Source organism: Synechococcus sp. CBW1004, from assembly GCF_015840715.1.
Lineage (GTDB): Bacteria > Cyanobacteriota > Cyanobacteriia > PCC-6307 > Cyanobiaceae > Cyanobium.
In genome coordinates this window covers 289,678-309,113 of the sequence record NZ_CP060397.1, presented here as the reverse complement: position 1 = coordinate 309,113, position 19,436 = coordinate 289,678, and the positions used below count along the sequence as shown (strand labels likewise).

The following is a 19,436-nucleotide window of genomic DNA, read 5'->3' as shown; positions in this document are numbered from 1 at the left end:
ATCCTGCTGCAGGGCAGCCCGGCTGAGAAGGGGAAGCGGCCCCGCCGCGGTGCGAAACGCTCCGCCATGCTGGTCCGGGTGCCGCCCTGCCACGCCGCACGCCCGTTCCCCTCCCCCGTCGTCGACACACCGCTGCATCGTGTCCTCCACCGCCAGCCCCGAGCCCAGCGCCGCCGCGGAGAACTCCCTCCCGTCTGAAGCCCAGGGCCAACCAGCCTTTGCGGTGGGGGAGCAGGTCCAGCTGGTGCAGCGGCCGCCTTACCTCAAGAGCGCTGATCCGATGCCGATGCTGCGGCCACCCGATCTGATCGATGAGAGGGAGGCCGGCGTGGTGGTCGAGCTGCGGGCGCTCGAGCAGTGCGCCGTGCGTTTCCGCCGCGGCACCTTCCTGCTCACAGCGCGTCAGCTGCGCCAGGCTCCGTTGCCGCCGCAGGTCTGACGGGAGATCAACCTCTCCTGGCGCCGGCCGGAGGCCGTGGCGTGTCGTGAGGCCTCACAACACCCTGCTGTCTGCACAACACAGCAGCCGCGAGGCAGCCGCGGCGACGGGGCTCCGGGCCCGGCTGGCGAACCCTTGAACCGTCAGTTCTGGCCGCCGAGAGGATGGGCTCTCCAGGCCGCCTCGGCCCCGGCGATCGCCTCGCTCGGCCCCACCAGGCTGAGACTCGGCCGGCCGAGCCAGCATTGGGCCGCAGCCTGCAGATCGGCTGGCGTGAGGGCCGCGGCCTGAACCAGGGCATGTTCAAAGTGATCGGCCGGCAGGCCGTGGCTGAGCAACAGGGCCTGACGCTCGGCGATCTGGGAACAGGTCTGGCGGGCCATCGCATCCTGGCCGCGGTGCTTGGCCAGGGCGAGCGCCCATTCGGCCTCGCTGAGCGGCTGCTGCCGCAGACGCTGCCATTCATCCAGCAGGCAGCGGCACGCCTCCTCGGCCCGCTCCGCGGAGGTGGAGAGATGCAGCACGAACGGAGCGGCGCCGCAGCGCGCCGGCAGATGGACGCCGACGTCGTAGGCCAGGCCTCGCTCCTCGCGCATGGTGACGAACAGCCGGCTGGACATGCCCACCCCCAGATGGGCCTGGATCAGCCGCAGCGCCGTGGTGTCGGGGTGGCCCAGCGGCAGGGTGGCGCAACCGAGCAGCAACACCAGCTGCTCGGTGTCCTGCTCGATCGCCGCCAGCGTGCCCGCCGGCGAGGTGGTGGCGGCCAGCGCCGCGGCGGAAGACGCGGAGGGCGGAGCGGTGCACCACCCCTGCGGGGCGAGGGCCGGCTCCAGAAGGGCCCGCGGGTCCTCCGGGAGCTGACCGCAGAGCACCAGCACAGCGCCCTGTCGACCGAGATCCGCCACCAGCGGTCTGAGCTCGGCCTTCCCGATCTGGGCCAGCTCCTCCTCCACCCCGAGCGGATCGTGGCCGTAGGGACCATCGCCATAGAGCTGGTGGCGCAGCTGGTCATGGGCCAGCTGAAAGGGATCCTCGCGCTGGCGCTGCAGACTCTGAAGGTTCAGCTGCCGCTCCAGATCCAGTTGATCGGGCTCGAGGCGAGGGCGGCGCACCATCGCGAGCAGCAGCGGCAACAGGGTGGTGCTGTCCTCAGCGGCGCACTTGAGGGCCAGCACCAGGCTGTCCTCTCCGGCCTCGCAGCGCAGGCCGGCGCCGGCCCCCTCGACGAGATCCGCCAACGCTTCGGCATCGAGCTCGCCGCAGCCGCGAGTCATCAATCCGGCGAGCAACTGATGGGCGCCGCGACAACCGGAGGGATCCATGCCGCTGCCGCCACGAATGACCAACCGAGCCGAGAGGATCGCCGGGCCAGGCCGGTGCAGGAGCGTCACGGGCAGACCACCGCTGAGCGACAGGCTCGCGGGTGGGGCAGGCAGGGTGGGGAGGCTCATGCTGGGACCGCCTCCAGCACGAAGGCGCGGGCCGGGTCCAGCAGGGGCAGGGCCGAGGCACGCAGCCGCTCGGGGCTCCAGTCCTCGAGCAGCTCCAGCGGCCGCGACAGCGAATGGCGCCGCCCCCAGAGGGTGCTGTTGCCGATCAGCCCGGCGAGAGCGCCGGCCGATTCCAGGCCGAAGCGATAGGCGTTGGTGACGAGACGTCGCAGCCGCAGCCACTCCTGCTCGCCGACCTCCCGGTCGATCACCTCCTGCCACACCTCGCCGATCGCCTGCCGCACCTGCGGCAGATCCTCGGGCTCACAGACCGCCTCCAGCAGCGCCAGGCTGCCGCACTCCATGGCATGCAGGTCGAGATCGATGCTCTCGACCAGCCTCAGCTGTTCGCGCAGTCGATCCACCAGCCGGCTGCGGCGCCCCTCGGCCAGCAGGCTGGTCGCCAGATCCGCGCCCATCACCCCATCCAGGTCGGCGGCGGGGGGCTGCCACCAGGCCATCAGCAGCCGGGCGGCCTCGAGTCGCGGCAGCTCCAGCCGCGCCTCCCCGGGCGTCAGCTCCAGCGCAGCCGGTCGGCTGTCCTCGGACGCAGCCTCCTGAGACGCCAGCGGACCGTCGCTGACGCGCCGGATCAGATCACCGTCTGCGAGAGCGCCGCTGAGGGACAGGACGCAGCGGCTGCCGCCGTAGAGACGCCGATGGAACGCGGCCATGGCGGCCGGGTCGTGGGCCAGCAGCGCCGGACGCCGCCCCAGGATCGGCAGGCCGTAGGGGTGATCGGGGCAGGCACGGCTGAGCAGCTGCTGCACCGCCACCTCCTCCGGCTGATCCTCCGTCTGGGCGAGCTCCTCGAGCACCACCCGACGCTCCATGTCGAAAGCTCCCGGCTCCAGCCGCGGATGCAGGACCAGATCGAGCAGGAGGTCCAGAGCCTCGCCCGCCGCCTGGGGTGGAATCAGAACGTGGTAGTGGACGTCGTCGAACCCGGTGGCGGCATTGCTGCTGCCGCCCAGGGCCTCGATGCGCCGGTCGAACTCCCCAGCCGCCAGGCGGCCACTGCCCTTGAACACCATGTGCTCGAGAAAGTGAGCCATCCCGCTTTCGGCGGTCGTCTCGAAGGCACTGCCGGCGCGGCACCAGAAATCCAGGCAGACCAGGGGGGCGTCGGCCAGAGGCAGGGTCACCAGCTCGGCACCGCTGGCCAACCGGTGATGGTGCGGTTCCCCCAGCCCAGGCAGCAGCGAGACACCAGGGACGTCGATATCGCTCACGAATGCATGGCAGGATCCCCATTCTGCTGGCTGCTGGCCCGCGATGATCCAGGCCTCCCCTCCGAGTGACGCCGCCGGCACCGGCGTCCACCCCCTCGTCGATGCGCTCGCGGAACGGATCCGCCTCTGCCGCTCCCAGTTGGTGGGGCTGCAGCCGCTCCCGATCGCGGACGACCTCGAGGCGATCAGCGGCAGCCTCGACGGTGACGCGCTGTTCATCCGCAATGAGGTGCATCGCAGCCGCGGCCTGCGCAAGCTGCACCTCGAAACGGCACGACTCGGCGCCGGTCTGCAGATCCTGCACTGCGTCTTCTTCCCGGATCCGCGCTACGACCTGCCGGTGTTCGGCGCCGACATCGTCGCCGGCAGGGCGGGCGTCTCGGCGGCGATCGTCGATCTGTCGCCGGTGCGCGACGGCGGACTGCCGGAGCCGGTGCTGACGCCCCTGCGGGCCCGACAGCGTCCACCCTTCTCGCAGGTGCGGGAACTGCCGCCCTGGGGCTCGATCTTCTCGGACCAGGTGCTGTTCGTGCGGCCGGAGGGCCAGGAGGAGGAGGGCTGGTTCATCGAGGAGGTCACCGGCTTCCTCAACGCCCTCGGCCAGGCCGCCGCCTCGAGCGAGGCTCAGCCCCCCGACCACCCAGCTACGGTGAGCCGATGGCACGGCCAGCTCCACTATTGCAAGCAACAGAAACAGAACGACAAGACCAGGCGAGCCCTGGCGAAGGCGTTCAACCCGGAATGGGCGGACCGGTACATCGAGGAGCTGTTGTTCGACGACCCTCCCGCCCCCTGCTGATCGCCCTGGGGCTGGTCGTGCTGGCGGCCGGCAGCGTCGCGGTGGTCCGTCTGCGAGGAGCCTCACCCGCCACCCCGGCGGTCAGGCCGGCTCCGAAACCCCAGTCCGTGGAGGCGGTCGCAGCCCTCGGCAAGCTGGTGCCGGCGGGCGACATCCGGATTCTCGCCGCGCCGATCACCGGCGTGGGTGGCAGCCCGCGCATCACGGAGCTCACGGTGGTGGAAGGCGACCGGGTGGAGGAGGGTGAGCTGCTGGCCCGCTTCGACAACGGCCCCGGCCAGCGGGCCGAGCGCGATCTGCTGCGCACCCGCATCGCCAACCTGGAGCGGCGCCTGCAGCTGGAGAACCGCGAACTGCAGCGCTACCGGCGCCTCGGTGCCGCCGGTGCCGTGGCCGCCGATGAACTCGATCGCCGGGAGCAGGATCTGCTCACCCTCAACGGCCTGCTGCAGGAGGCGCGGGCCCAGCTGGTGAAGGTGAACACCGATCTCGTCCTCACCGAACTGCGGGCACCGCTGGCCGGCACGGTCCTGAAGATCCACACCCGCGTCGGCGAGCGACCGGGCGACAAGGGCATCCTCGAACTGGGGGCCAGCGACCGCATGGAAGCCCTGCTGGAGGTGTACGAGAGCGACATCGAACGGGTGCGGCTGGGCCAGCCGGTGCGCCTCACCAGCGAGAACGGAGGATTCGGCGGCAGCCTCTCGGGCGTGGTGAGCCGCATCAACCCGCAGGTGCGCCAGCGGGAGGTGCTCTCCACCGATCCCACCGGCGACGCCGATGCCCGCGTGGTGGAGGTGCGGGTCCGGCTCGACCCCGACGACGCCAGCAGGGTCCAGCGGCTGACGGGGCTGAAGCTGATCGGCCGTCTGCAGCCGTGATGGCGTTCTGGCAGGGACGGCGGATTCCCCTGGCCTGGCTGCTGCTGGCGCGGCAGCCGGCACGGCTGGCCGTGGCGCTGGCCGGGATCGCGTTCGCCGGAATCCTGATGTTCATGCAGCTGGGTTTCCGCGACGGCCTGTTCGACGCCAGCGTCACGATCCACAAGCAGTTCGACGCGGATCTGGTGCTGATCAGCCCGCGCACGATGAGCTCGATCGCGATGGCGGGCTTTCCGCGGCGTCGTCTGGTGCAGGCGATGGCCGATCCGGATGTGGCGGGGATCACCCCGGTCCACTGGAATCTGTTGCTCTGGCGCAACCCCGAGACTCGGCTGACCCGTTCGATCCTCACCCTCGGTTTCGAACCCGGTGATCCCCTGTTCAGCGACCCGGGCCTCAGCGCCAAGGCCAGCTCCCTGACCCAGGTGGGGCGTGTTCTGTTCGATGAGCAGTCGAGGCCGGAATTCGGCCCGGTGGCCGACTGGTTCCGCCAGGGCCGCACGGTCGAGACCGAGGTGGCTGGCAAGCGGGTGCGGGTGGCAGGCCTGGTGTCACTGGGGCCGTCGTTCGGCGCCGACGGGAACATGCTGACCAGCCGCGAAACCTTCCTGCGGCTGCTGCCGAGCACCCCCCCGGGCAGCATCGAGCTCGGCCTCATCCGGCTGGAGCCGGGTGCCGATCCTGCCGCCGTGATCCAACGGCTGAAGCGCAGCCTGCCGGCGGACGTGCGCATCCTCACCAAGCAGGGCTTCGAGGACTTCGAGAAGGACTACTGGCGCAGCAGCACCGCGATCGGCTTCATCTTCGCCCTGGGGGCGGCGATGGGCTTTGTGGTGGGGTGTGTGATCGTCTATCAGATTCTCTATTCCGATGTCAGCGATCACCTGCCGGAATACGCCACGCTGATGGCCATGGGCTACCGGTTGTTCACCCTGCTGGGCGTGGTGGCCCGGGAGGGACTGCTGCTGGCGCTGCTCGGCTTCCTGCCTGCCTGGCTGGCAGGACAGGGCCTGTATGCGCTGGTGCGCTCCGGCACGAAATTACCGGTGTTCATGAGTACTGATCGCTCGCTCATCGTGTTCGTGATGATCCTCACCATGTGCATGGGTTCGGCAGGACTGGCGATGCGCAAGCTGGCCGACGCCGATCCGGCCGAGATCTTCTGATCCATCCAGTCCCAGCCCCCCGCCAGCCCGTGTGATGCACTCCACCTCCTCGCTTGCCGTCCCCGTCCGCCCAGGTGGGTCTGCGGCCCTGCGGGTGCGCGGCCTGAACCATTGGTACGGGCGGGGCGGCACCCGCCGACAGGTGCTGCAGGGGGTGGATCTCGAGCTGCGGCCGGGGGAGGTGGTGCTGCTCACCGGCCCCTCCGGCTGCGGCAAGACCACACTGCTCACCCTGGTGGGAGCCCTGCGCCAGGTGATGGAGGGCTCAGTGGAGGTGCTGGGCCAGGAGCTGGCCGGCTCCAGCCGCGCCGAGCGCCAGCAGCTGCGCCGCTCGATCGGGATGATCTTTCAAGGCCACAATCTGCTGCGCTGCCTGAGCGCCGAGCAGAACGTGCAGATGGGGGCCGACCTGCTGCCGGGCCTCAGCTACCGCGCCCGTCGGGCCCGGTCCCGAGAGTGGCTCCGGAGGGTGGGCCTGGCCGATCAGATGAATCAGCTCCCCCACGACCTGTCGGGCGGGCAGAAGCAGCGCGTGGCGATCGCCCGCGCTCTGGCCGCCGAGCCGCGGCTGCTCCTGGCCGATGAACCCACCGCGGCGCTCGACAGCCGCACCGGCCGCGAGATCGTCGATCTGCTGCAGGGGCTGGCACGCGGCCAGGGCTGCGGTGTGCTGATGGTCACCCACGACCCGCGCATCCTCGACATCGCTGACCGGGTGGTGCGGATGGAGGACGGTCGGCTGGTGGAATCCGGCGAAGGCGAGCGGCTGTGGGGGGCTTCCCGCCTTCCCGATGCCGGAGAGGCCAGGGCTGTTGAGTAGGGTGTGTCTTTACTCGAACCCGAGCCACCGCACGCATGGCCAAGCGCAGAAATCTGAAGAAGGAAAAGCAGGAGCGCAACCGCGCCTACGCCCGCAAGTTCAAGAAGCGCAAGCTCCGCAACGACGGTCGCGGTGAAGGTGCCGGCAACGGCGTCACCGGCACGGCCAACAACGGCGGCGCCGCCGACTGAGCCATCGCCCCATTCACAAGGCATGGAGGGGATCCCACGGGGTCCCCTTTTTGCTGACCGAACCCCGGCAGCGGCTGACAGGGTCAAGCCGTGCTCTCCGTGCTTTCCGCTGCTGGCCCTGGCCTGGTTGCCCCGAATCACCCGGTCTGCATCCACGACTCAGCATCCACGACGCGGCACCGGTCGGCCGGCAAGGCTTCCCAACGGGGGCGCTGCGGCAGCTATCGCACAGTCGTTCACCCGCCACCACCTCGGCTCCTGAGCGGGCCTTGCCTAGGTTGCAGAGCCGTCCCAGCCGATACCCTCCCCATCGACGGCCCCCATGTTCCTCAGCGTCGTCATCCCCACCTACAACCGCCTGCCGATCCTGCGCCAGTGCCTGGCGGCCCTGGAGGAGCAGCGCCTGGAGGCGCCCCTGGAGCGATACGAGATCGTGCTGGTGGACGACGGCTCCACCGACGACACGGTGCACTGGCTCGACGCCCACGCCCCCGCCTTCCCGCACGTGCGGTTGATCCGTCAGGACCACGGCGGCCCGGCGGAGGGGCGCAACCGGGGGGTGGAGCACGCCCACGGCGATGTGATCGTGTTCATCGACAGCGATCTGGTGGTGACCCCGAGCTTCCTGGTGAGCCATGCGCGCGCCCTGGCGCGGCAGTGGCGACGGCAGGGGGATCGCCTCTGCTTCACCTACGGCGCGGTGATCAACACCGCCAACTTCGAGGACCCGACCAGCGAGCCCCACAAAGCGACCGACCTCTCCTGGGCCTATTTCGCCACCGGCAACGTCGCGATCGACCGCGAGGTGCTGGAGCGCTCCGGCCTGTTCGACACCGCCTTCCGTCTCTACGGCTGGGAGGACCTGGAACTGGGAGAGCGGCTGCGCCAGATGGGAGTTCAGCTGGTGCGCTGCCCGGAGGCTGTGGGCTACCACTGGCACCCACCGCTGAGCCTGCAGCAGATCCCGGATCTGGTGCGAGTCGAACGGGAGCGGGCGCGGATGGGGCTGGTCTTCTACAGGAAGCACCCCACCTGGCGGGTGCGCTTCATCATCCAGTACACCTGGCTGCACCGGCTGCTGTGGGAACTGCTGACCCTGGGGGGCCTGCTCAATGAACGCACTCTGCGGCCACTGCTGGGCTGGCTGATCCGGCGGGGTCAGGCCCGCCTGGCGATGGAGCTGCTGCGGCTGCCGCTCAACAACCTCGGGGTCCGGGCCCTGTTCCGGGAGGCCCGCCAGATCCGGGGCGGTCGGCCCCTGACCGTTTGATAGGTTGGATTGGTCCCCAATTCCGCACACCTGCGTGTTTCGGGTGACCCGGATCGTGCATCCGGCTCCTCTGCTCAGAGAGCGTCCACATCCGCGCTGACGCGGATCGACGACGACCTCAGCAGCGAAGCCACGCGACGACGATCACCGCGAGGTCTGAGCCTCCGCGGCCAACGGGTCCCTGGCAGGTGGAGGCAAACCCGAAACCCTTCAACCCATGGCTGTTGTCACCCTCGCCGAGATGATGGAGGCTGGCGCCCACTTCGGGCACCAGACTCGCCGTTGGAACCCGAAGATGTCGCGCTACATCTACTGCGCGCGCAACGGTGTTCACATCATCGACCTCGTGCAGACCGCCGTCTGTATGAACAATGCCTACAAGTGGGTGCGCAGTGCCGCCCGCAGCGGCAAGCGCTTCCTGTTCGTCGGCACCAAGAAGCAGGCCTCTGAGGTGATCGCCCAGGAGGCCGCTCGTTGCGGCGCCGCCTATGTGAACCAGCGCTGGCTGGGCGGCATGCTCACCAACTGGACCACGATGCGCGCCCGCATCGACCGCCTCAAGGATCTCGAGCGGATGGAGGCCTCCGGCGCCATCGCCATGCGCCCCAAGAAGGAAGCCGCCGTGCTGCGCCGCGAGCTCGACCGCCTGCAGAAGTACCTCGGCGGCCTGAAGAACATGCGCCGGCTCCCCGATGTGGTGGTCCTGGTGGATCAGCGCCGTGAAACCAACGCCGTTCTCGAGGCGCGCAAGCTCGACATCCCGCTGGTGTCGATGCTGGACACCAACTGCGATCCCGACCTCTGCGACGTGCCCATTCCCTGCAACGACGATGCCGTGCGGTCGGTGCAGCTGGTGCTGGGCCGCCTGGCCGACGCCATCAACGAAGGCCGTCACGGCGCCCAGGATCGCGGCGCCGACGACGAGGGCTGAGCTCTCCCGCCACTGCAACCCAGCCGTGTCAAGAGCCGGGAGCACCAGTGCTGGGCTCCCGGCTTGATTGCTGGCTGACTCCAATCTCAGAACATTCACCGTCACCCCTCCCTAGCCCCTCCCATGGCTGAGATCTCCGCCAAGCTCGTCAAGGACCTGCGCGACAAGACCGGCGCAGGAATGATGGACTGCAAGAAGGCCCTGGCCGAGACCAACGGCAACACCGAAAAGGCGATCGAGTGGCTCCGGCAGAAGGGCATCGCCAGCGCCGAGAAGAAGGCCGGTCGCACCGCCGCTGAAGGCGCCGTGGGCAGCTACATCCACACCGGCGCCCGTGTCGGTGTCCTGGTCGAAGTGAACTGCGAGACAGACTTCGTCGCCCGTGGTGAGCTCTTCCAGGAGCTGGTGCGCAACGTGGCCATGCAGATCGCGGCCTGCCCCAACGTCGAGTACGTCAGCACCGACCAGATCCCCCAGGAGGTGGTCGACCGCGAGAAGTCGATCGAGATGGGCCGCGACGACCTGGCGGGCAAGAAGGAGGAGATGAAGGCCAAGATCGTTGAGGGCCGCATCGGCAAACGCCTCAAGGAACTCGCCCTCCTGGATCAGGCCTTCATCCGCGACAACACGATGACCGTGGGTGAGATGGTGAAGCAGGCCGCCGGCAAGACCGGTGAGAACATCCAGGTGCGCCGCTTCACCCGTTACACCCTTGGTGAAGGCATCGACGTCGAGAAGCTCGATTTCGCCACCGAAGTGGCGATGATGGGCAAGGCCTGATCACTCCGACCGACGACGGGGCGGTGAGCGGACCAACCGCAACGACGGATCCTGCGGGCGCCCTTGCCGGGCTCCGCTCCTCCGTCGCGGCCGGCAATCCGGATCTCTACCGCCACCTCGCCCTGTATCTGCAGGTGCTGCGCTGCGTCCTGCCTGAGCGGGTGGAACAGGCCTGCTTTCACCTGGCCACTCAGGTTCATTCCCAGCGCTACCTGCAGCTGCCTGCCCGACAACGCAGGGAGTTGCACCGGCTGCTGCGCGAGCGTGTCTCCCGCTGCTGCAGCCTTTTGACGGTTGAACAGTTGGTGGCGCTGGCGCGTCAACTGGAGCAGGAGAAGCAACAGCAGCAGCAACGCCGTCAGCAGGAGCTCCTGCAACGCCTGCTGCAGCAGGGCGACAGGCAGGAGAGCCTCTCGGAAACGGCGGACACGCCCCCACCGGATCCACTGCCCCCAGGGTCCGTGCGCCTGGATCTGACCACCCCCTTCGATCACCCCGGCCTGAGCTGGGGTCAGGCTCAGCCCCCCAACGGAGGCATGACGGATGCCGCCTCCGCGAATGGCGAGCGTTCCCACTCTGCGGACTCCGCTCAGACCGAGGACGACGCATCGCAGGATTCAGAAGACGACGGCACGAATCCCGAGACCGATTCAGACAGTGCGGGTGACGGGTCGTCTTCAGCGGACACTGACGCAGACATCCACCCACAGGACGAGGTCGATGAGGCTGAGCTGATGGCGGCCCTGATCGAGGGCCTGCTGGAAGCCGGCGCGCTGGAAGTCGGTGCGGCCGACCCGCCAAGCGAGGCAGGCCGGGGCGACAACGACGTTGCTTCTCTCGCCGGAGCGGCCAACCTGGGCGCCGGTCCCGGACGCCAACCGACGCGACCGGAAGCCGCCATGGCAGGCCACGGAGCGGCGGCAGTCCTTCTGGGCGGTGCTGAAGGCCAACCTGAAGGGCTGGTTCTGGAGAGCGGATTGCCGCCGGCCGGGCAGAGCAGCTCAGACGTCGGCTCCCCCTGGGAGCAACCCGGTCTTCCCCAGGATCCACTACTGCTGCTGCGCTGGCTCGACGGACTCGAGGCAGCCCTGACACGGCGGTTGCGCCATCTCTCCCATGCGATCAATGTCGATCTGCTCCGCCTCGGGCTCACGCGCGGCCTTCTGCCCGTGAGCCTGCTCGAGGCGGTGCTTCAGGGACAGATCGAGACCCTGGCCTCCCCGGCCAACGTGCTGCGCGTGCAGCTGCCCTTCGGACTGCAGCCCGGTGCGCCTCCCCTGCAAGCGATCGCCATCCTGCTGCGGCCCGTCGATCTGGAGATGGAGGAGCCAAGGCTGCGCACCTGTCGGCGCCGCATCCACCAGCACCGCCAGCAGGTGCGCAAAATGGCCCAGACCTATCGCCGTCTGCAGCGGCGTCTCCAGGCCCACGAGGCTGAACGCTTGTGGTTGCAGGACATCCGCGCCAGCCGGAAAACCGGCACCTGAGCACCGGTGGCGGCCACGGCGGCAGTGGCGGTGTCGCGAACGGCCCAGCGGATCTGGACGGCTGGTGTGCGCTGTTGCAACAGGCAGCCCGACTCGAGGCGGAGCGGGGCTTCCCCGACCTTCAGGGTCGCCAGGAGCGCTTCAGCGCGTTTCTCTGCCGCAGCCTGAAGGAGGCGGGGGGCTGGGGGGGAGCTCTGCCGCCAGCGGCGGAGCTGCAGAGTCTGCGGGAAGGATTCGCGGGCTACCCCGACCACTCTCCAGGGCGGAGACGTCAGCTGGTCGCCCAGCTGCGCCAACGGCTGCACAGCTGGCGGGTGCAGGCCCGGCCTGCAGAGCCCCCGGCTCCGCCACGGCTGCGCCTGCTCGAAACGCCACCACCCCAGGGGAGCGCAGCCCGAAGGGTGGGCCCCGAGACACCGCTCGCCGAGCTGAAGGGTGTCGGGCCGCGCACCGCGACCCTGCTGGCGGGTCTGGGTCTGCTGGTCTGCCGCGACCTTCTGCAGCACTATCCGCGCGACTATCTCGACTACGCCCATCTGGTGCGAATCGCGGCGCTCGAGCCCGGCCGTACCGCCACGGTGGTGGCGACGGTGCGGCGCTGCCACGCCTTCACCAGCCCTCGCAATCCCAACCTGTCGATCCTGGAGCTGCAGCTGCAGGACCTCACGGGGCGCATGCGTGTCAGCCGGTTTCTCCTGGGCCGGCGCTTCGCCAACCCCGGCTGGCTGAAGGCCCAGCAGCGCCAGTTTCCCAGCGGCTGCTCTGTGGCCGTCAGCGGTCTTGTGCGCGACAGCCCCTACGGCCCCTGCTTCCAGGATCCGTTGATCGAGGTGCTCGACTCCCCAGGAGCCACAGTCCGCTCCGAGCAGATCGGCCGGCTGGTGCCCGTCTACAGCCTCACCGAAGGGCTCACGGCCGAGCGGCTGCGGCGGGCGATTCAGACGCTGCTGCCGTGCGTGCGCCACTGGCCCGATCCCCTCCCGGAATCCCTGCGGCATCGCTACGGGCTGCTCCCACTGGCGGTGGCGCGCCTGGGCATCCACCAGCCCGAGCACCGCGAACACCTCCAGGCCAGTCGGCAGCGCCTGGTGTTCGATGAGTTCCTGCTGTTGCAGCTCGGACTCGGACAACGGCGGCTGAAGCTGCGCCGCCAGCCGGCGCCAGCGCTGGCTCTGGCCGATGGCGAACAACCCCTGGGCCGGCGGCTGCGGGAACTGCTGCCGTTCCAGCTGACGGGTGCTCAGGAACGGGTTCTGGCGGAGATCCGGGCCGACATGGCCAGGCCCCAGCCGATGGCTCGGCTGCTACAGGGGGATGTGGGCAGCGGCAAGACCCTGGTGGCCCTGGCAGCCCTGCTGACCGCGGTGGAGGCCGGCTGCCAGGGAGCCCTGATGGCACCCACCGAGGTGCTGGCGGAGCAGCACCACCGCAAGCTGGCCCCCCTGCTCAGCCAGCTGGGGGTGACCTCGGCCCTGCTCACCGGCTCGACACCGGCCCGCCGCAGACGTGAGCTGCTGCAGGACCTGATCAACGGCCAGCTGCAGCTGCTGGTGGGCACCCATGCCCTGCTGGAGGACCCGGTGCAGTTCGATCGACTCGGTCTGGTGGTGGTCGATGAGCAGCACCGTTTCGGGGTGCGCCAGCGCAACCGGCTGCTGGCCAAGGGCCTGCAACCCCATCTGCTGACGATGACCGCCACTCCGATCCCGCGCACCCTCGCCCTGGCGGTGCATGGCGATCTGGAGGTCAGCCAGATCGATGAGCTGCCGCCGGGGCGCACTCCCATCCGCACCAGCCTGCTGGAGAACGGCGAACGGGAGCAGGCCTGGCAGCTGATCCGCGAGCAGGTGGCCCTGGGCCAGCGCGCCTACGTGGTGCTGCCGCTGGTGGAGGAGTCGGAGAAGCTGGATCTGCGCTCGGCGGTGGAGGTGCACCAGGATCTTCAGGAGCGGGTGTTCCCGGCACTGAAGGTGGGGGTGCTGCACGGCCGCCTGTCCAGCGAGGACAAACAACGGGCGATCGGCGCCTTCGCCGCTGGCGATCTGCAGGTGCTGGTGAGCACCACGGTGGTGGAGGTGGGCGTGGATGTGCCCGAGGCAAGCGTGATGGTGATCGAGCACGCCGAGCGCTTCGGGCTGGCCCAGCTGCACCAGCTGCGCGGCCGGGTCGGCCGGGGCGCCGCCGCCTCCCACTGCCTGCTGATCCATCAGGGGCGTTCCGCCCAGGCCCGGCAGCGGCTGGAGGTGCTGGTGCGCAGCAACGACGGCTTCGAGATCGCCGAGATGGATCTGCGTCTGCGCGGCCCCGGCCAGGTGCTGGGCACCCGCCAGTCGGGCCTGCCGGATCTGGCCCTGGCCAGCCTCAGCGAGGACGGCGACCTCCTGGAGCTGGCCCGCGAGGCGGCGACGGACCTTCTGCGGGAGGATCCCGATCTGGAACAGCAGCCGCTGCTGCGTCAGGCGCTCGCCGAGCAGCAGCGCCGGCCTCATGAGGGGGCCCGCCTGAACTAGTGAACGCGGCCGAAGGAGAAGGGCCGCCTGGGCCAGACTGGCGGCACCGAACCGGCAGTGGCCTTGCCCGATGCGCCCGTGGAGCCCGATCCCGATCGTCGACAACGGGGAACCGCTGGAGGCACTGCCGGCGTGGCTGCAGCGCATCGAACCCCATCCGTATCAAGCCCTGGGGGCTCCCTACGGGAGCAGCGGCTGCCCCTTCCGGCTGCGGCGCGGCGTGATCGAACGGCTGGCAAGGGCCGTCGCCGCGCTGAACCGTGAAGCGCCCGGCTGGCGGCTGGCCATCTTCGATGCCTGGCGGCCGATCCCGGTCCAACGCTTCATGGTGAGCTACGCCATCGGCGAGGAATGCCGCGTCCGGGGCTTCGATCCGGGCGCCGGAGGCCCCGCGCTCCGGGATGTGGAGGAGGCGGTGGGGCGCTTCTGGGCTCCCCCAAGCGAGGATCCGGCGATGCCGCCACCGCACAGCACCGGCGCCGCCGTCGATCTCACCCTGGTCGATGCGTCAGGAACCCTGCTGTCGATGGGCGGAGCGATCGATGCGATCGGAGCGGTGTCTGAACCGGATCATCATGCGGCGGCAGCCCAGCACGATCCCCACGGAGAGCGGGCGCGCTGGCACGGACGCCGGCTGTTGCTGCGGCGGGTGATGGCAGCCGCCGGCTTCGTCCAGCATCCCAATGAGTGGTGGCATTTCAGCCACGGCGATCAGCTCTGGGCCTGGCGGAGCGGCTCCCCCACGGCCATGTACGGACGCAGTGACGTCTCCTGACGACTGGAGCGTGACGACCCCTGAGCAGGCGCAAAGACACGCCCGTGACGGCTGGGCTCAGGAGCCTGGTCGGCGCCCTTGGATCCCTGCGCGGCGCGGTGGAGGGGAGCCGCGCAGCACTCAGGGAACGGCGGGAGCGGGCGCTGCCCCGGAGGCGGCGGGCGCGGTGGTGGCCGCGGGTGCCGTGGCGTCTCCGGAACCGGCCTGCAGACCCAGCTCGCGCTCCAGCTGGCTGGCCTCGGAGGGCTGCAGCAGGCCCTTGCTGACGCAGCGATCCAGGGTGGAACGCGTCATCTCCAACTGCACGCGTCGCAGTTGGTTGAGCACGGCAGGCGGTTGGTCGGCCCACGGAAGCAGCTGGCTGGCGAAGCTGGCCTTGATCGTCTGTGGCTGACAGACCTGTTGGTCAGGATTGAAGCGCTCGACCCGGGTCGGCATCGGGATCGCCCTGCCTTCGCCAGGGGCCGCCAGCGAAACCGTGGGGGCATGCAGCAGAGCCGTGACCCCTGCGGCAACCAGCCAAAGGGACAGGCGGCGTGGCCAGGAGCTGGAGCGGCGGCGCCGGCGATGGCCGGGAGTGGCAGGAGTCATGCCTGACGCAGCAGCGTGGCCACACGCTCATCGCCCACCTTGGCGATCCAGTCGCCAAGGCTGGTGCGCGGTCCCGCCTCCTGCTTCCAGGCCAGCAGCACCGGCTCGAGAGTGGCCTCGAGATCGGCGAGCGGCATCTTCTCCAGGAAGGGGCGGGCCAGGCTGGTGAGACCCGGCGTGCCGCCCAGCCAGAGCTGATAGGCGTCGACCCCACTCCCCACCAGACCGATCTCGGCCATGTACGGGCGTGCGCAGCCATTGGGGCATCCGGTCATGCGCACCAGGAACGACTTGGTGATCCCCAGGCGCTGACGCAAGGCTTCGAGCCGCTCGAGCACGTCCGGCAGGATCCGCTCCGATTCGGTGATCGCCAGGCCGCAGGTGGGCAGAGCCGGGCAGGCGATGGCATGGCGTTCCAGCACCGGCGGCTCCTCGGGGGTGTCGTAGCCGAGGGCGGCGAGGGCCTGCCCCAGGCCGGCGCGCTGGTTGGAGGCGATGTTGCAGAGCAGCAGATCCTGGTTGGGGGTGAGCCGCACCTCCAGCTGATAGGTCTCCACCAGCTGGCGCAGACCACTCTTGAGCTCGCCCTCCAGACGCCCGCAGAGCAGCGGCAGACCGACGAACCAGAGGCCATCTCCCTGGCGGTTCCAGCCGAGGTAATCCTGCAGGCGGGCCTTCGGCTCGGTGCGGAGGCCGCGGAGGGGATGGGGGAAATAGCGCTGAAGCTCCTGGCGGAACCAGGCGATGCCCTGGTCGTGGATCAGATACTTCATGCGCGCATGGCGCCGCTGCTGGCGGTCGCCGTGGTCGCGCTGCAGGGCGGCAATCGCCTGGACCAGATCCATCACATGGTCGAAGGCGACCCAGCCGAGCGGATCGGCGGTGCGGGCGAAGGTCTCTTCCTTGTTATGGGTGCGACCCATGCCGCCCCCCACATAGACATTGCAGCCGAGGGGGCGGCCGCTGCCGTCGCTGAACAGCACCAGACCGATGTCCTGGGTGAGCAGATCCACCGAGTTGTCACCCGGCACGGTGACGGCGATCTTGAACTTGCGAGGCAGATAGGTGGAGCCATAGAGGGGTTCGGCCCCATCGCCACTGAACAGGGCCCCTTCCGACTGGCGCTGCTGCACTTTGCGCACCGCCCGTGAGGGTTTGATCCGGTAGGAGAGATCGCCATCGACCCAGAGGTCGAGATAGGAGCCTTCGGCGGCCTGGGGAGCCAGCAGATCGGCGATGTCATCGGCCAGCTGGCGCGCGGCGGGATAACCGCCGCTGCTGAAGGGAGCCGCCGGGGCCATCACGTTGCGGTTGATGTCGCCACAGGCGGAGAGAGTGGAGCCGAGGGAGCGCACGATGGTGCCGATGACCTCGCGCAGGTCGGCCTTGGCGATGCCATGCATCTGGAAGGCCTGGCGGGTGGTGACCCGCAGCGTGCCGTTACCGAAGCGGTCGGCCAGGGAATCGAGAGCGAGGTAGAGCGACGGATGGATGCGGCCACCGGGGCTGCGCAGCCGCAACATCATCTGCCAGTCTTTTTCCTCTCCCTTGCGGCGATTGTCACGGTTGTCCTGTTGATAACTGCCGTGAAACTTCAGGATCTGCACCGCCGAGTCGCTGAACGAACGGCTGTCGTTCTCCAGCTCGCTCGCCAGAGGTTCGCGTAGATGGCCGCTGCCCTGCTTGAGCGCCTCGAACTTGCTGGTCGGGGCGGGTGCGGTCGCCGCCTCCGCATCGGCCATCACAGGCTTCGAGTCGGACGTCGACACGGGCATCTCCAATCACGCGCCAGGGAGAGACGAAGCTAGCGAACGCTCCCCCGCCGGGAGCCGGACTGAGGCGCTGAGCAGCCGGTTGCGTGCGGTTACATACAGTCGTGCTGACCTGATCCGAACCATGGCCACCTTCCTGCTGGAGATCGGCACCGAGGAACTTCCCGCCGATTTCGCCAGGCTGGCGCTTCCCCAGCTTCAGACGGTGGTGAGCCAGAGCCTGGCCGATGAGCGGCTCGAGCATGACGCGGTCAGGATGATGGGCACACCGCGGCGCCTGGCGGTCCTGGTGGAGGGCCTCCCGGAGCGCCAGAGCGATCGCAGCGAGGAGCACAAGGGGCCTCCGGCCCAGCAGGCGTTCAAGGATGGTGAGCCAACGCCCGCCGCCATCGGCTTCGCGCGCCGTTGTGGGGTCGCCCCGGAGCAACTGGAGGTGCGCGACACCCCCAAAGGGCCTTTCGTCTTTGCCACATCGCTCACGCCGGGACGCGCCACCGCCGAGGTGCTGGCGGGCCTGATTCCCGGCTGGATCCGTGGGCTTCAGGGCCGGCGCTTCATGCGCTGGGGTCAGGGGGAGATCCGCTTCAGCCGTCCGATCCGCTGGCTGGTGGCCCTGCTCGACGCCGCGGTGGTGCCGGTGCGCCTGAAGGACGGTGACCCCGAGGTGATCAGCGGACGCCTGAGCCGCGGTCACCGCCTGCACGGTGCATCGGTGTCGATCGCCTCGGCCACTGCGTACGCCGACGCCCTCGCCGGGGCCGGGGTGCTGGTGGACCGTGAAGCCCGCGGCACGGCGATCCGCCGCGGCCTCGAACAGGCCGCGGCGCGCTCCGGGGGCCATCCCGACCTGCCGGAGGCGCTGTTCCAGGAGCTGATCGACCTGGTGGAGTCACCCCAGGTCATCGAAGGCGCCGTCGAGGAGCGCTTCCTGGCCCTGCCGCCCGAAGTGCTGAGCACGGTGATGCGGGCCCATCAGCGCTATGTGCCGCTTGGCACACCCGACGCCGGAAGTGATCCGCTGGCTCTGGAGGCGTCCGCCAGCCTGCTGCCCCGGTTTCTCTGCATCGGGAACGGCCTGCCGGAGGCCAGCGACACCATTCGCCGTGGCAATGAGCGGGTGCTGCGGGCCCGCCTGGCGGATGCCGAGTTCTTCGTGGCGGCCGACAGGCGTGTGGCCAGCATCGATCGGCGCGACCAGCTGGGGCGTGTCACCTTCGCCGAGGGCCTCGGCAGCCTGCGGGACCGCTCCGAACGGCTGGAATGGTTGGTGGATGTCCTGCTGGAGGCCCTCTCGATCAGCGGCGAGACCACCGATCACGCCCGCCGGGCCGCCCATCTCTGCAAGCACGACCTGGTGAGCCAGATGGTGGGCGAATTCCCGGAGCTGCAGGGGCTGATGGGAGGCAAGTATCTCCTCGCCGAAGGCGAACCGCGGCCGGTGGCGCTGGCGGTGCTGGAGCACTATCTGCCCCGGGGGGCCGGCGACGCCCTGCCGGGTTCCGACGCCGGTGCCCTGGTGGCTCTGGCCGAGCGACTGGAACTCCTGCTCAGCATCTTCGCCAAGGGGGAACGCCCCACCGGGTCGTCCGATCCCTACGCGCTGCGCCGCGCCGGCAACGGCCTGCTGCAGATCCTGGCGGAGCGGGGCTGGTCGCTGGACCTGAAAGCCCTGCTGGGGCGCGCCTGCCACCACTGGCGCGAACTGTTCCCGCAGTTCCTGCTGCAGAGCGAGGCACTGGCGGCCGATCTGGGCGAGTTTCTGCGGCAGCGCCTCCAGAGCCTGCTGGAGGAGGAGGGAATCGATGCCGATCTGGTGCAGGCCGTGGCCGGCGATGGCGTGGCCCTGGATCGCCTGCTGGCCGATCCCCTCGATGCGCGCCAGCGGGCGTCGCTGCTGCTCCAGCGACGGCGCCAGGGCACCCTCACAGCCGTGCAGGCGGTGGTGCAGCGGGCCTCCAGGCTGGCCGAAAAGGGCGACATGCCCACTGAACAGCTCTCACCTGCCGGTCTGGTGGACCCGAGCCTGTTCAGCTCCCCCAGTGAGGCGGCGATGCTCGCAGTGCTGGAGCGTCTCGAACCGATCGCCGCCGGCTCAGGCGCGGATCGCTATGCCGCGCTGGCGGCGGCCCTGCAGGAGAGCGCCGCCACCCTGGCAGCGTTCTTCGATGGTGAGCAGAGCGTGATGGTCATGGACGATGACCCGGCCGTGCGCCGCAACCGGCTGGCGCTGTTGGCGCTGCTGCGCAATCAGGCCGGTGTGCTGGCCGATTTCAGCCGCATCACCGCCTGAGTCGGCCCC

At 69.6% G+C, this 19,436-nt stretch carries 17 protein-coding genes; 13 read left to right on the top strand and 4 right to left on the bottom strand.

Features of this window, described 5'->3' with window-relative positions:
- Positions 1 to 139 precede the first annotated feature (139 nt).
- A complete protein-coding gene (locus H8F25_RS01405; protein ID WP_197211734.1) occupies positions 140 to 439 on the top strand; it encodes an NAD(P)H dehydrogenase assembly family protein in 300 nt (99 codons plus the stop codon).
- A gap of 143 nt (positions 440 to 582) precedes the next feature.
- Here the strand turns inward: H8F25_RS01405 and H8F25_RS01400 are convergent, their stop codons facing one another.
- The gene (locus tag H8F25_RS01400) at positions 583 to 1,893 is read right to left on the bottom strand and encodes a pitrilysin family protein (RefSeq protein WP_197211733.1); all 1,311 of its coding nucleotides are present in this window, start codon (positions 1,891 to 1,893) and stop codon (positions 583 to 585) included.
- Positions 1,890 to 3,164, bottom strand: a complete 1,275-nt coding sequence (locus H8F25_RS01395; protein ID WP_231596978.1) for a pitrilysin family protein — start codon at positions 3,162 to 3,164, stop codon at positions 1,890 to 1,892. The genes H8F25_RS01400 and H8F25_RS01395 overlap by 4 nt, the downstream gene beginning before the upstream one ends.
- 43 nt (positions 3,165 to 3,207) lie before the next feature.
- On the opposite strand from H8F25_RS01395, the gene H8F25_RS01390 reads away from it, so the two are divergent.
- The 11 genes from H8F25_RS01390 (at position 3,208) to H8F25_RS01340 (ending at position 14,774) form a co-directional block, all read left to right on the top strand.
- Positions 3,208 to 3,963 (top strand): phycocyanobilin:ferredoxin oxidoreductase, encoded by a 756-nt coding sequence (locus tag H8F25_RS01390; protein WP_197211732.1) that lies wholly within the window; start codon positions 3,208 to 3,210, stop codon positions 3,961 to 3,963.
- Entirely contained in the window at positions 3,906 to 4,844 is a 939-nt protein-coding gene (locus H8F25_RS01385; RefSeq protein ID WP_197211731.1) for an HlyD family efflux transporter periplasmic adaptor subunit, read from the top strand. Before H8F25_RS01390 ends, H8F25_RS01385 begins: the two co-directional genes overlap by 58 nt.
- Complete coding sequence (devC, locus tag H8F25_RS01380; protein WP_197211730.1) at positions 4,844 to 6,010, top strand: ABC transporter permease DevC; 1,167 nt, start codon at positions 4,844 to 4,846, stop codon at positions 6,008 to 6,010. Before H8F25_RS01385 ends, devC begins: the two co-directional genes overlap by 1 nt.
- 34 nt (positions 6,011 to 6,044) lie before the next feature.
- The gene (locus H8F25_RS01375) at positions 6,045 to 6,830 is read left to right on the top strand and encodes an ATP-binding cassette domain-containing protein (RefSeq protein ID WP_197211729.1); all 786 of its coding nucleotides are present in this window, start codon (positions 6,045 to 6,047) and stop codon (positions 6,828 to 6,830) included.
- Between the two features lie 35 nt (positions 6,831 to 6,865).
- Positions 6,866 to 7,021 carry a hypothetical protein gene (locus H8F25_RS01370; protein WP_006171625.1) on the top strand — a complete coding sequence of 52 codons (156 nt, stop codon included), beginning with the start codon at positions 6,866 to 6,868 and terminating at the stop codon, positions 7,019 to 7,021.
- Between the two features lie 322 nt (positions 7,022 to 7,343).
- Positions 7,344 to 8,291, top strand: coding sequence for a glycosyltransferase family 2 protein (locus H8F25_RS01365; RefSeq protein ID WP_197211728.1), 948 nt, complete (start codon positions 7,344 to 7,346; stop codon positions 8,289 to 8,291).
- A gap of 217 nt (positions 8,292 to 8,508) precedes the next feature.
- On the top strand, positions 8,509 to 9,222 hold the full coding sequence (gene rpsB / locus H8F25_RS01360; protein ID WP_197211727.1) for a 30S ribosomal protein S2: 714 nt from the start codon (positions 8,509 to 8,511) through the stop codon (positions 9,220 to 9,222).
- A gap of 123 nt (positions 9,223 to 9,345) precedes the next feature.
- The gene (gene tsf, locus H8F25_RS01355) at positions 9,346 to 10,002 is read left to right on the top strand and encodes a translation elongation factor Ts (RefSeq protein WP_197211726.1); all 657 of its coding nucleotides are present in this window, start codon (positions 9,346 to 9,348) and stop codon (positions 10,000 to 10,002) included.
- 23 nt (positions 10,003 to 10,025) lie between these two features.
- Positions 10,026 to 11,489 carry a hypothetical protein gene (locus H8F25_RS01350; RefSeq protein WP_197211725.1) on the top strand — a complete coding sequence of 488 codons (1,464 nt, stop codon included), beginning with the start codon at positions 10,026 to 10,028 and terminating at the stop codon, positions 11,487 to 11,489.
- Between the two features lie 71 nt (positions 11,490 to 11,560).
- The gene (gene recG, locus H8F25_RS01345; protein WP_370525863.1) at positions 11,561 to 13,999 is read left to right on the top strand and encodes an ATP-dependent DNA helicase RecG; all 2,439 of its coding nucleotides are present in this window, start codon (positions 11,561 to 11,563) and stop codon (positions 13,997 to 13,999) included.
- Between the two features lie 70 nt (positions 14,000 to 14,069).
- The gene (locus H8F25_RS01340; protein WP_197211724.1) at positions 14,070 to 14,774 is read left to right on the top strand and encodes a M15 family metallopeptidase; all 705 of its coding nucleotides are present in this window, start codon (positions 14,070 to 14,072) and stop codon (positions 14,772 to 14,774) included.
- 120 nt (positions 14,775 to 14,894) lie between these two features.
- Here H8F25_RS01340 and H8F25_RS01335 read toward each other — a convergent pair whose 3' ends face one another.
- Together H8F25_RS01335 and sir are read right to left on the bottom strand one after the other, a co-directional pair.
- Positions 14,895 to 15,365, bottom strand: coding sequence for a hypothetical protein (locus H8F25_RS01335; protein WP_197211723.1), 471 nt, complete (start codon positions 15,363 to 15,365; stop codon positions 14,895 to 14,897).
- Positions 15,362 to 17,107 (bottom strand): sulfite reductase, ferredoxin dependent, encoded by a 1,746-nt coding sequence (sir, locus tag H8F25_RS01330; protein ID WP_231597290.1) that lies wholly within the window; start codon positions 17,105 to 17,107, stop codon positions 15,362 to 15,364. The genes H8F25_RS01335 and sir overlap by 4 nt, the downstream gene beginning before the upstream one ends.
- A 154-nt stretch (positions 17,108 to 17,261) precedes the next feature.
- On the opposite strand from sir, the gene glyS reads away from it, so the two are divergent.
- A complete protein-coding gene (gene glyS / locus H8F25_RS01325) occupies positions 17,262 to 19,427 on the top strand; it encodes a glycine--tRNA ligase subunit beta (RefSeq protein WP_197211721.1) in 2,166 nt (721 codons plus the stop codon).
- Positions 19,428 to 19,436: the final 9 nt, after the last annotated feature.